Annotated in this window: 10 protein-coding genes and 2 pseudogenes; 6 read left to right on the plus strand and 6 right to left on the minus strand. The window is 34.5% G+C overall.

What is annotated here, in order from left to right:
- The first annotated feature begins 128 nt into the window (after positions 1-128).
- The 3 genes and pseudogenes from M3L71_RS05945 to M3L71_RS05955 all read left to right on the plus strand — a co-directional run bounded on the left by M3L71_RS05945 (position 129) and on the right by M3L71_RS05955 (position 4,465).
- The gene (locus M3L71_RS05945; RefSeq protein ID WP_280143368.1) at positions 129-2,693 is read left to right on the plus strand and encodes a valine--tRNA ligase; all 2,565 of its coding nucleotides are present in this window, start codon (positions 129-131) and stop codon (positions 2,691-2,693) included.
- A 41-nt stretch (positions 2,694-2,734) separates the two neighbouring features.
- Positions 2,735-3,109 carry a hypothetical protein gene (locus tag M3L71_RS05950; RefSeq protein ID WP_280143369.1) on the plus strand — a complete coding sequence of 125 codons (375 nt, stop codon included), beginning with the start codon at positions 2,735-2,737 and terminating at the stop codon, positions 3,107-3,109.
- 30 nt (positions 3,110-3,139) lie between these two features.
- Positions 3,140-4,465: pseudogene (locus tag M3L71_RS05955) on the plus strand (IS4 family transposase).
- Positions 4,466-4,697: 232 nt separating this feature from the next.
- On the opposite strand, the gene M3L71_RS05960 reads toward M3L71_RS05955, so the two are convergent.
- From M3L71_RS05960 to M3L71_RS05975, 4 genes are all read right to left on the minus strand, one after another.
- Positions 4,698-5,618 carry a tyrosine-type recombinase/integrase gene (locus tag M3L71_RS05960; protein WP_010401376.1) on the minus strand — a complete coding sequence of 307 codons (921 nt, stop codon included), beginning with the start codon at positions 5,616-5,618 and terminating at the stop codon, positions 4,698-4,700.
- 2 nt (positions 5,619-5,620) lie between these two features.
- A complete protein-coding gene (gene lpdA / locus M3L71_RS05965) occupies positions 5,621-7,000 on the minus strand; it encodes a dihydrolipoyl dehydrogenase (protein ID WP_280143370.1) in 1,380 nt (459 codons plus the stop codon).
- Entirely contained in the window at positions 6,993-8,102 is a 1,110-nt protein-coding gene (locus tag M3L71_RS05970; protein ID WP_280143371.1) for an outer membrane protein assembly factor BamB family protein, read from the minus strand. Before M3L71_RS05970 ends, lpdA begins: the two co-directional genes overlap by 8 nt.
- 312 nt (positions 8,103-8,414) lie before the next feature.
- Positions 8,415-8,555 (minus strand): hypothetical protein, encoded by a 141-nt coding sequence (locus M3L71_RS05975; protein ID WP_237398596.1) that lies wholly within the window; start codon positions 8,553-8,555, stop codon positions 8,415-8,417.
- On the opposite strand from M3L71_RS05975, the gene M3L71_RS05980 reads away from it, so the two are divergent.
- Positions 8,515-9,717: a cbb3-type cytochrome c oxidase subunit I gene (locus M3L71_RS05980; RefSeq protein ID WP_280144160.1), complete on the plus strand. Its 1,203-nt coding sequence runs from the start codon at positions 8,515-8,517 to the stop codon at positions 9,715-9,717. The genes M3L71_RS05975 and M3L71_RS05980 overlap by 41 nt on opposite strands.
- Here the strand turns inward: M3L71_RS05980 and M3L71_RS05985 are convergent.
- Positions 9,692-9,853 (minus strand): hypothetical protein, encoded by a 162-nt coding sequence (locus M3L71_RS05985; protein ID WP_280143372.1) that lies wholly within the window; start codon positions 9,851-9,853, stop codon positions 9,692-9,694. The genes M3L71_RS05980 and M3L71_RS05985 overlap by 26 nt on opposite strands.
- Between M3L71_RS05985 and M3L71_RS05990 the strand changes: the two are divergent.
- Positions 9,847-10,850: pseudogene (locus tag M3L71_RS05990) on the plus strand (IS630 family transposase). The gene M3L71_RS05985 and the pseudogene M3L71_RS05990 overlap by 7 nt on opposite strands.
- Before the next feature lie 37 nt (positions 10,851-10,887).
- On the plus strand, positions 10,888-11,184 hold the full coding sequence (locus M3L71_RS08465; protein ID WP_410543472.1) for a transposase: 297 nt from the start codon (positions 10,888-10,890) through the stop codon (positions 11,182-11,184).
- 234 nt (positions 11,185-11,418) lie between these two features.
- Here the strand turns inward: M3L71_RS08465 and M3L71_RS06000 are convergent, their stop codons facing one another.
- Complete coding sequence (locus M3L71_RS06000) at positions 11,419-12,651, minus strand: hypothetical protein (RefSeq protein WP_280143373.1); 1,233 nt, start codon at positions 12,649-12,651, stop codon at positions 11,419-11,421.
- Positions 12,652-12,689 lie beyond the last annotated feature (38 nt).

Consider the following 12,689-nt stretch of genomic DNA (forward strand, 5'->3'; position numbering starts at 1 on the left):
GACTATTGTAACTTGCCCTTCGCCTCAAGGCGGGACAATCCCCGAAGGGGGACACTAAAATGTCAGACATTAAAATTGCTGTATTTGCTCAATTGTGCTAACTTAAAGCTTAAAACTGAAAAATATTTATGTTAGAAGAAAAGTACAGCTTTAGAGAAATTGAAAATAAATACAACATATTATGGGAAGGAAGTAAAGTTTATAAATGGAATGGTGAAGAGAATAACACTTTTACTATAGACACTCCTCCACCAACGATATCAGGAAAGTTGCACATCGGCCATATATTTAGCTATTGCCATACGGATTTTATTGCAAGGTTTCAACGCATGCTGGGAAAAGATGTGTTTTATCCAATTGGGTTTGATGATAATGGTCTTCCGACTGAAAGGTTAGTCGAGCAAACCTATAAAACCCGTGCAAAAGAAGTTGGCAGAGAAAAATTTATAGAGATGTGCCATGAAGTTATTGAGAAGTCAAAACAAGAATTTAAGGAGTTGTTTAAATCAGTCGGCATTAGTTATGATTGGAGTTTGGAATATCACACGATCAGCAGGGAAGCTGTGGCACTTTCTCAAATGTCATTTGTTGATCTATACAATAAGGGATATGCATACAGGAAAATGCAACCTATTCTTTGGGACCCAGTTGATAAAACTGCAATTGCACAAGCAGAAATAGAGGATAAAGTCTTTGAGTCATCTTTGAACACGATAGTTTTTTCCACTGAAAAAAATGAGCAGATTCATATTGCAACCACGCGACCTGAGTTACTTCCTGCATGTGTTGCAGTTTTTTGTCATCCAGAAGATGCACGATATACCCATCTGATTGGAAAAATAGCCGTAGTGCCAATTACAGAGGCAAAAGTTCCAATAATAGCTGATGATAAGGTCAAAATAGATAAAGGCACTGGGCTTGTTATGTGCTGTACATTCGGTGATGAGCTCGACATATATTGGCAGCAAAAGCATAATCTGCCGGTGACAATTATAATTGATCAGGATGGAAGGATAAACCTGCATGCAGTGTGTGATCAAAAATGGATCCCAGTGTCACGCACTGGGATGACAGGGGAGAAAGATGCCCAGTATCAAGCTACTCAGGTGACAGAGGAGACACATGCCGGTGTCATCCGAGTAGCTGACACTGGGATCCATGGACTAAAAGTTAAAGAAGCAAGAAAGAGGATCATTGAAATCCTCAGTGGAAAAGGACTTTTAATAGAAAGCACTAGCATTTCTCATTCTGTTAAATGTGCTGAAAGATCTTGTGCGCCGCTTGAAATATTACCTACTTATCAATGGTTTGTCAAGATTTTAGAGCAAAAAACTCAAGTATTAGATAAAGTGAGTAAATGTAATTGGCATCCAGAATCTATGCGTAAACGTATGGAGGTGTGGATAGAAGGGCTAAGTTGGGATTGGTGCATCTCAAGACAGCGTTATTTTGGTGTACCATTTCCAGTTTGGTATTCAAAACGTAAGGGAGAAGAAGGCAAAATCATTCTAGCTGAAGTAAAGGATTTACCTATCGATCCATTAAAAGGTTTGCCGAAAGGCTATAGCAGAGAAGAAGTTACTCCAGATCAAGATGTGATGGACACTTGGGCAACAAGTGCGATCACTCCTCAACTAAGTGCACTGGCAGTAAACAGTGAGCTCGGTTTACCAAGCCATCGGTATGATAAGATATTTCCTGCAGATCTGCGCAGCCAAAGCCATGAGATAATAAGAACTTGGGCTTTTTATACGATTTTGAAGGCACATTATCATGCAGATTCACTGCCGTGGAAAAATATCATGATTAGTGGTTGGTGTTTGGCTGATGATAAAAAAAAGATGAGTAAATCAAAAGGTAATATCATCACTCCTCATGTAATGCTTGAAACCTATGGAGCTGACGTAGTACGCTATTGGGCAGCAAACTCAAGACTTGGAGTTGACACAGTATACTCTGAAAATATCTTCAAAATTGGCAAACGACTTGTTACGAAACTTTGGAATGCTAGCAAATTTGTTTCCATGTTTATGGAAAAACATCAAGCATTGAGCATAAATTCCATCAGTGAGACGATGGATAAGTGGATATTGTCCAAATTATATAAAGTGATAGAAAAAACGACGAACAACCTATTACAGTTTGAATACTGCGAAGCTTTGAGCGCAATAGAAGAATTTTTTTGGAAAGATTTTTGTGATAATTACTTAGAGTTAGTTAAAAAACGTGCATATGGAGATGCATTGGACAACGAGGCAAACATGAGTGCGAAACAGAGTTTGGCATATGTACTCAATATTATTTTGAGGTTATTTGCACCATTTTTGCCATACATTACAGAGGAAATATATCATCAGTTGTATAGTTATAACTCCGTTCACAATAAAAGTAATTGGCCTAACAAGGAAGAACTTACCTATGATAAGTATTCTGAGGAAATGGGAGATAATTTCGTGCAGATATTAAACCTTGTGAGAAAAATAAAAGCAGATAATAACGTATCAGTTAAGCATCTTATACAAAAGTTGATGATAAAAGCGAGTGTAAAAGAGGATGAGTTAAATTATTCTGCTCAGCATGATTTGCAGTCAGTTTGCAATGCTGAAGTGATAGAATGGGTTGAGAGTACAGAAGCAGAGCTTATAACTGAGAATGGAAAATTTACTGTAAGTTTATTGATTGATGTAACTTAGCATTCGTATTACTATACTAATTATTTAGTTGTGAGGTAATAATGATTGGTAATTCATATAATAATAATAAAATTGAAGAACAAAAAGATGATTATCATGACTTCATTCAAAGGTTTTTGTTTTTGCTCGGTAAGATAAAAGAAAAGAATAAATCAATTCACACTGCTGTAGCTAGTTTTCACATATTATCTTTTTTAATAAAATACAATGCCAATTTTAATAAAGATGAAGTGTATAAAGCCGTTATCCAAGATTTCAATAATGTAAAGGAGGCGAGACTAGAGCTTCAAGATAAGGCTAAAAAAGTATTGAATGGGTATATTGAAAGTGGTGTTGAAACCATACGCGTCAAGTTAAGGAACTGTGGTAATAAACTTAGTGTAAGGAAGAGAAAGAAAAGATATAAGTTCTCTTAAATCTAACAAAGAAAACGGAGAACTTATACAATGAAAAGAATAGTTTGCATCTCAAAAAAGCTCAAAGAATTTTTTAATGAAAAAGCAGATAAAATCTCAGCTACAACAGGGTTCATAAAAAGAAAGAGGAAGCTAAAAGGCTCGTAGTTCATAAAAGCCATCGTTTTGGGTAATATAGGGGTTGATAATTGTAGTATAGAGACAGTGTGTCAATTATTGAATGAAGACTCGATAAATATAACAAAACAAGGTCTGGACTTTAGATTTACCAAGGAAGCAGTGGAATTTATGAAAAGAATGTATAATGAATCTTTAACGTTACTTAAAAATACCTTACAAGTTGATTGCAGAATCTTGAAGCACTTTGGAGGTGTTAAATTATTAGACAGCAGCTACATTAGCTTACCTAACAGTATGGAAGACATGTATAAAGGTTATGGTACCAGCTACAGTGGTTATGAAAGCAATACTAAGTCTGGAATAAAGTTACAATTAGTTTTTGACTACCTAAACCAGACATTAGACCAGCTTAATATAACTGAAGGAATAAGGTCAGATCAGGGTTATAGAAGCCATTTAAGCAATATATCGAACAACGATTTACTAATATCTGATTTGGGTTATTTTGTGCCAAGTTCTTTTAAACACATCAATGAAATAGGAGCTTATTTCATAAGTCGTTATAAATCCGATACTAACATATATGATATAGAGACAGGTCAAAAATAGATTTACTAGAACATTTGGGAGATCGATCTTTTCTAGAACAGGAGGTATTGTTAGGAAAAGAGACAAGGGTTAAAGTAAGAATTATATTTAAAAACTAACTGAAGAACAAGCTGTGGCTAGAAGAAGAAAGGCTAATAGGTTAGCAAGATCACATGGATACACATCTTCTCAAAGGAACCAAAAGTTACTAAATTGGTCAATATTTATAACTAATGTTCCAAAAGTAAGATTAATGCTGAGCAAATACTAGTAGTTTACCGAATAAGATGGCAAATTGAATTATTGTTCAAATTATATAAGAGTAATATAAGGATTGATAAGCTGAGAGGAAAGCCATACAGAGTATTATGTGAGCTATATGCCAAATTGTGTGCAATTCTTATATTTCATGGAATAGTGGGTTGCACAGAACTGAAAAAAAATACGGAGCTTAGCTTAACAAAGGCATTTATTGAGCTAAAAAGACGGGTTAGAGAGTTATTTTTAGCACTAAATAATAAAATTAAAGGCTTAAATATTTTTCTCAAAAAGCTTACCATAACTTGGTCGCAGTTTTCATTAAAAGACAAGTGCAGAAAAACTAGGGTATCCACCTTAACTTCTCTAAATTTGCTCACAATCTCTTAACTTGACGCGTATTGCCTAGGTGTACGGTCCCAGATCTTTTGCTATTTGCTTGACTTGTTTCTTTACATAGCTTCTAATTTAAATTCTGCTGTCTATTCTCTTTCATTCATAACCTTTTGCAAAACGTTTTTGCTTTCTTCTCTGCTGGTCACTATTGCTTATATAAAGCAAGTATAGTACTGAATGATGTTGCAAGCACTCAGTTCGGCAATATTATCGATTTAAGACGAAGTTAAGATTTCGATTTTTTATTCAAACTCTTCTGAAAGTTTTTATACATATTGAAGACATCTTGATAATTTAGGTGAGTGTAAACTTGAGTAGTTTCAAGGCTTGAGTGGCCAAGCAGCTGTTGTATTGATCTTATGTCAATATCTTCCTGAAGCAAATGAGTAGCAAAACTATGGCGAAATGCATGTGGAGATAAAATTTCTGGTAAGTTTAAAAATCTTCTTATTTTTTGCAAACGATTAGCAACATAAGTTCTTCCCAATTTTTTTCCTCTTACCCCCACAAAAAGATGTCCCGCTTCGTCAAAGTGGGGACAAGCTTTTATATATTTTTGTATACACTTTTTTACTACTGGAAGAATAAATACCTGCCTTTGTTTATCTCCCTTACCTGTTACTATTAAACTTTCATTGCTAATATCACTAACCTTAAGATTCAGTGCTTCAGTGATTCTTAAGCCCGTACCATATAGCAGAACGACAATTGCAATTTCTCTTTTTACCACCCAAGGCTCGCCTAGATCAGGCAATTTCATTTCTTTCAATAGAGTTTCTATGTTAGATATTGAAAGTGCTTTAGGTAGAGTTCTTCTCTGAATTGGCCTTGATAAAGAAAATACCGCTTCATTATTTATTTCATAATTGTTTTTTATATATTTGAAAAAATTTCTGATTACTGACAATGCGCGAGTGTTAGATCTCGCATTTACACCTCTTGCATAACGAGAGGTAAACCAACTTCTCAGTTCAGGTATGCTTAATTTTTCTAAAGAGCCAACATTTACTTCTTCACCAATGTGAGTATTTAGGAAACTTATAAGATCCTTGAGGTCCCTCATGTATGACTCCAAAGTGTTTGGTGAGTAAGACCTGTTGTACTTTAGCCAATCATACCATTTTTCAATGATTGAACCGAGGTCCACAGTTACTTTTTAAAGAAAGCATCGATGCACGCATCCCTAAAGGCTTCATTTATATCAGGATGAGAGTGACAAATTCTGTATATATCCTCTGCTGCTGCACCATATGCCATTGCAACCGCTGCTTCATTGATTAGCGTATCAGCGTATGCTCCTATGATATGTACACCGAGTATTGTATCTGCTTTGCTACAAGTCAGAACTTTCACGAATCCCTCAGCATCATCAGTGACTTTTGCTCTACCATTTGCAGCAAATTGACATTTACCAAGTTTATACTTTCGACCAACACTTTTCAGTTCATCCTCGGTTTTACCGATTGAAGAAACTGCAGGGTGGGTGTAAATGACTGACGGTATGATTTCATAATCAACGTGAGGCAATTGCCTTGCTAGTATCTCTGCAACTGCCACCCCTTCTTCCTCAGCTTTGTGAGCAAGCATTGCTCCACCAATTACGTCACCAATAGCAAATATTCCTTTTACGTTGGTTTCATAACTATTGTTGACTTTAATAAAGCCACGACTGTCTTTTTCTATTTTTTCAAGACCATCAGTAAATGGTTTGCGTCCTGCTGCCACCAATACCTTATCCGCCTCTATAGTGTTTGTTTGATCATCTTTTACAGAGCAAACTTTCACACTCAAAGAGTTACTACTTTGTTTTATTCCCTCAACTTTAGTGCTAAGTAAAAATTTTATTCCTTGTTTTTGTAGACTAGAAAGTAGAAACTTACTTAATTCTCCATCCATTTCTGCAGCGATTCTGTCAAAAAATTCTACTACAGTGACTTCAGACCCTAGCCTCCTCCATATAGAAGACATTTCAAGCCCTATTGCCCCGGCTCCGATTACGACAAGTTTTTTTGGTACTTCAGTTAAAGACAATGCACCAGTTGATGAAATAATATTTTTCTCATCGATATTAATTCCTGGCAAAGAAACAACCTCAGAACCGGTTGCAATTACTATATTTTTTGTCTTCAGCACCTTACCTTCAACTGAAACTTCAAGGTTGCCTTGATCAAAAGAAGTAATTTTTCCAAGTCCATTGATCTTAGTAATTTTGTAAAGGTTAAACAGATATTCTATGCCTTTTCCAAGTTCCTGAACTCTAGCGTCTTTATAGCCTATCATTTGTCTCAAATCGAGACTTACATCCTTAACTTTTATGCCAAGTTTTGATAGATTATTTTTCGTGTGAGCATACTGATAAGAGGAATGGAGTAACGCTTTAGAAGGTATGCATCCGACTCGTAAACACGTGCCACCAAAAATGCCGTTTTTATCTATACAAGCAACTTTTAATCCAAGTTTTGCAGCAGCGATAGCGCATTTGTAACCACCTGGACCACCACCTATAATAATCAAATCATAATCAGTCATAAAAAACAAACCTATTTTCTAAAGAATAAACACCATTTCCTTCAGTCGTTATATACATCTTACCATGGGTAAATACTGGAGCATGAAACACATTACCGGGTATTTTAATTACCCTTCCTGTACTTTCAGATCCAGGAAAAGCAAATATTGAACCTTTATTACTTGTTACCCAAAGCGTATGGGAATACATAATTGGAACAAACAATTGCACATTCTCTATAAAATCAGATGTCCAAACTGTTTTTCCACTTTGTATATCGATGCCAATTACCTTATTATCTTTAGTCACCATGAAAATTCTTCCGCCTTCTTTTTGTTTCTCTGCAGGAATAAGAGGGCTATAATATGACTCAATGTTTGATATACTTTTCACTTGTAGTGGCCTTGACCATAAAATATTTCCTGAGTTTACGTCAATGCTATAAATATAAGAGTTGCTCGTAGCTATTAAGATATTATCGTGTACTCTAGGTGTAGTAGTTACATCTGTAAGCTGTGTTTCTAAAAGATTTGTAGCTAATTTTTGGCTCCATAGTTTTTTACCTTCTTCATTAAAAGCTATTAACTCGCCATTTGAAAATGGTGCCATTATTTTATCATTAGAGACTGCTGGTGAGATGGAATATAAACCTCGAACCTCATTTATAACATTTTGATAAGCCCAAATGGGGCTGCCATCTTTTATATCAAATACATGTAGATAGTTATCAATAGTCAATACTACCAACTTATTGTTTATTACTATTGCTTTCCCTCTTGCCGGAGCTCTTAATTCTTTTTCCCATTGAATCTCCCCTGTTTTCGCATCTATTGTGTGTAGAATGTTATCCACTACAAAGAAAACATTTTCTTTGTAGCCCGATAAACTCATATTATCAATTTTTTTCCTACTTGAGAGGTATAATTTCCAATTTATAACTCTTGGGTTATCGATATCAAAGGAATATAAGGTACCGTGCTTGTCTGGCAAAATAACGCTATTTTCTGTAAGTATTGGAGCTACATATCCTTGAGATAATTTTTTATCTACTAAACTTATTCGTTCGCTTGCCATTGTATAGTTAGTATACAATAACATTATCATGACAATTATTATTTTCATTATTTAGTGAAAACAAGATTCATTAATATACATACTAGAAACGTAAATCACAACGAAAATGTTCTTAATTTTGGATCAAAAGCATTAACGTAATGTCATGCCATTATGTAAAGATTCTCTTACTGTAATAATTTTTTCAAGTATTGATTAAAACACATTTCGATAGCCCAGACTAACGCTGTCAGTAATATTACCATAATATGAAATGGAAATGGACGCAGCATTTTCACGATGAAAGATATTGTTGTAATGTCATTCATTTAAACTATGCATATCAATTTGAAAAATGTACATTGTCTTATGCTATAGTACCTAAAAGTAAATGCTCAACATACAAAATAACGCTTCACTTTGCAGACAATGGATATTCTTGGCAGTACTTGCTCTTGCTTGTTCTGGACTGCTGTCAATAATTGTTATTTTTCTACGATTGCCTTTTATTTCTTCTCTCATTCCTTCTGCACAATATATCTTTGATAATGCACTGGTGATACACGTAAATTTGTCAATTTTGGTATGGATGTGCTCTATAATATCTCTGCTCTTCATCATAAACTTAAAAAACACCAATCATTGGTTTAACTTCTCATGGACTCTCTCAATCCTTTCCATGCTGCTAATGTTTATATCTGCATTTGTTCCAAATACTGAAGTTATCAAAAGTAACTATATACCTGTATTACAAAACAAATTATTTTTACTTGGACTCAGTCTTTTCATTACCATCATATTGATAAATACAGCTCTAGCCTACATATCAAATAAACAAGACTCATATCTTTCAATCGGACAAATTGGCCTGGTCATTATACTTGTGTCATCATTTCTTTGTGTTGTTTTAGCACATAAAAATATGCCTCCAGGTCTATATCACTCAGACAAGAATTTATTTTATGAATATCTCTTTTGGGGAGGAGGACATTTACTCCAGTTTGCCTTTGCTCAAGCAATGTTTTTAGTTTATTTGATCATACTGAATGCTCGCTATATTAGTCTAAATAAAATTACCATTTTACCACTATTTATAAACACAATTTTGACCGTAGGTGCGCCGTTTATATACTTTATTTATTCGGCGGATAGTGCTGAATTGATACAGTTTTTTACCTGGCATATGAGAATTGCTGGAGCAGTTCTGCCGTGCTTTTTAACAATATTAGTGTATTGCAACATAAAAACTCTGCTCAATGATAAGGGCAATTATCTTCTCCACTCGTTTGTATTGTTCATTTATGGAGGTGTGCTTGGAGTGCTAACTATTGAAGGAAATGTCACCATCCCTGCGCATTATCACGGTTCTGTGGTTGGTATTACTATAGCTTTTATGAATTTTGTCTACTGGCTGTTACCAAAATTGGGCTGTAAAGAAATAAAAAGCTCCATAGTAAGATTACAGATTTATGCATATAGCTTGGGACATTTTCTCCACATTAATGGACTTGTTTGGCTTGGTGGATATGGTGCCTTAAGAAAAGTGGCAGATCTGCCAAGTATTTCATCAATGTTGGCACGTGCTTGTTTTATTACGGGTGGAGCTGTATCAGTTATTGGTGGAATGTTATTCGTAATAATTGTGATTTTACATATTCTTAAAGGCAAGGCTCGTACCAACTAACCCACAGAAACAAAACTAAAAATTTTAGTGTAAAATTACTATATTTATACCAATTCCCGCTATAGAAAGAACAGATAGAGAATAATGGGGAAAAAGTCATACTAGAGTAAGTGAAATAGCGAGGTATAAATGGCATTAAGGTCAAAACTATTAGACGAAAGAGTTGTAAATTTAGCGAAAGAAATGTTAAAAAAGGTAAGAAATAACGCATATGTTTCAAAAAAGTTACAAGCGGTGATAGCAGGAAAAGAAAGTAGTATAAGCGCTGTGGCAAGAATATGTAAAATTTCAAGGACTGCTTTGACTGAATGGATAAAGCATCTAAAATTTGGTAGAGTAGAAAAATTATTTGCCCCGTTTCAGCGGAGAAGAAAAAGCAAATTAAACAAAAATCAACGTGAGCAAATTGAAATATGGGTAGAAAGAAATCCAAATATTACTATTAAGGAAGTACAAATAAAAATCTCAGAGGAATTTGCCCTAAACATCAGCAAATCAACAGTGCACCGTGAGATACAAAGGATGAAATTTTCTTACATAACACCGAGGCCAATGGACCATAAACAAGATAAAAACAAGCAAGAAGAGTTTAAAAGATACTTCAATAAAATAGTCAATTTCCACCCTAAAAGGGAGGTGTTTTTTTGATGAATCACGATTTGGGACTCATTCAAAAATCGGACACGGATGGTTTAAAAGGGGTCAGAACGCAGGTTAAAATGAAAATTGGTAGACAAAATTTCTATATCTAAAGTGCGGTAAATCCAAGAAGTGGTAAGAAAATTAGCCTACTTGCTCCATATGTAAACACTGATTGTATGAATATATTTCTGGAGCAGATGTCGAAAGATTTAGGCACGAAAGAAGCCTTTCTTGTAATGGATTGTGCAAGTTGGCATAGATCAAAAAGTTTGAAAATTCAGGAAAACATTACCATCATATACTTGCCTCCTTATTCACCGGAACTGAATCCTGTTGAAAGGTTGTGGCAATATATCAAATACAATACTTTACGCAATAGTATCTACGATACCATAGGTTTACTTGAAGATGTTTTGTGTAATTTTATTGTCAATATTTCCAGTACTACTATTAAACGAGTTTGTAATGTTTCTTATTTGTTCCGTCAGTAATGGATTTTGGTATTATTTGTTCGGTCAGTAATGGATTTTGGTATTATTACCTAAATTGCCACTTGGCACAACCATAGTTATGGATAATGCTACATTTCATAAGACCACTAAAACAAAATCATTAATAGAGTCTTTTGGCTTTCATGTGCTGTATCTTCCAACATATTCACCAGATTTGAATCCCATAGAGCACTGTTGGCATACCATCAAAAGCCGCCTCAGACCTCTAATGTATAAATGTACAGACTTACAACTTTTGGTTGGTAATACCATAATGGAAATTTATCCATTCATTTTAGAAAATACTATAGGATTGTATTTGATCAACCAATGACTGATATCTTGCTTCAAAAGATTTATCCAGTGAATCCGCTGCATCAGAAGTTGAAGAATCTACCTTGCTAAAAAGTAACTCCATTAGCTCGAAATCTTGTAGTTTTTCTTGCTGTTGATCGTTATTAACCATAACCGCCTCCTGATTTTAACCTTTTACAATTTTTACTCTCACTAAAATTCTTTGTATGCTTTCGTTTAAGTCTAAGTAACTGAATTTTCAAAAAGAGAAACTCTACACTTTGCTTCTAACATCAGTTACCTTCTGCTGTATAGTTTCTACATCTAATGATGAACTTGGCAACTGACTATCACCTCTACCATCTAATTGCCTATCTCTAATTCTAGTGAATATCTCATGTATTGATTTATCTTCTTCCATAATAGATTGCATTTGCTCTTGATTAAGAGATTTAATAATTTCCTGCAATATCTTAATATCCCCATTCTTTTTGATCAGACAAGCAATTCTATTTCTAGATGCGTATCCTATACTCAACTCATCTAAAAAGTGTTGCTTATGAGTTCCAAAGCCAGGACGATTCCACATGGAGGTAAGCATGTCACTACCAGACTTAATAAAACTATCATCTGGTACAGAAAGAACCGAATCTAACGCTCCAAACATTGATGTACTATAAGCTTCAGGAGATAAATTTTCCGACTTCAAATGTTCAAACAGCTTTCTGGCATTTTCGAAAGAATGGTTTCTTCTTAATATACTTAAAGTATAATAACATCCGTGTTGTTTAAAATCTCTTTTTAATAATTCATGATATCTGTTAGGATCAAGATGACGTAGGCAAAAATCAACCATACCAACATCATCAGTAGAAAAACGTCCTTTATTATAGGCTACTTCCATTAATAAATCTTCTTTACTTTTTGGAGATACAGAATCAATTGATTGCAACTTATTCCAAAAGAATTCTAAGGCTTCGACATGCTTTTCTAGCATTGCACATTTAAAAGCGTAAACGTATGGATGCTCATTATTTAATTCTAACTGATGTTCTTGGTTATTTATAGCATGTGACCAGTAAATCATTAAAGCCCCATTATCAAATCCCTTAACCAAACTCTCTACTGGTTTATTACCTAATGTTAATTTAAATTCCTCAAAAATAGCTTTTATCTCGTCCTCAAAACAACACCAGCAGGCAATTCTGTAACGGTCAAAGGAATCAAGAAGAGATTTTTGTCCATCTTCAGTTTTTAAGCCTAACAATTTTTTCCCTAGTGCATACCTATCGAGTTTAACATAACCTAAGGTATAATCGACTTTCCAACAAATTTTGCTTTCTAGAATTTTCTTTAAAAAAGGTGGTAGTATTATGCTATTCCATCTACTAAATAGTCCCTGATATGCAATACAATATCTCTTAATCTCTAACCCTTTAAACCCTTTATGAGGATCATCTTCTTTGATAGACGTTAGTAATATCTTTTGTACATCTTCGTAATCCATACTTACCCCCTAACAAGATTTAATATATTTTAGTCATA

This window comes from Wolbachia endosymbiont of Frankliniella intonsa (assembly GCF_029856955.1).
Classification (GTDB): domain Bacteria; phylum Pseudomonadota; class Alphaproteobacteria; order Rickettsiales; family Anaplasmataceae; genus Wolbachia.

Coding starts and splice junctions, on each gene's coding strand:
- M3L71_RS05945 (WP_280143368.1), top strand. CDS start 129: ATGTTAGAAGAAAAGTACAGCTTTAGAGAAATTGAAAATAAATACAAC.
- M3L71_RS05950 (WP_280143369.1), top strand. CDS start 2,735: ATGATTGGTAATTCATATAATAATAATAAAATTGAAGAACAAAAAGAT.
- lpdA (WP_280143370.1), bottom strand. CDS start 7,000: ATGACTGATTATGATTTGATTATTATAGGTGGTGGTCCAGGTGGTTAC.
- M3L71_RS05970 (WP_280143371.1), bottom strand. CDS start 8,102: ATGAAAATAATAATTGTCATGATAATGTTATTGTATACTAACTATACA.
- M3L71_RS05975 (WP_237398596.1), bottom strand. CDS start 8,555: ATGAGAGAAGAAATAAAAGGCAATCGTAGAAAAATAACAATTATTGAC.
- M3L71_RS05985 (WP_280143372.1), bottom strand. CDS start 9,853: ATGCCATTTATACCTCGCTATTTCACTTACTCTAGTATGACTTTTTCC.
- M3L71_RS06000 (WP_280143373.1), bottom strand. CDS start 12,651: ATGGATTACGAAGATGTACAAAAGATATTACTAACGTCTATCAAAGAA.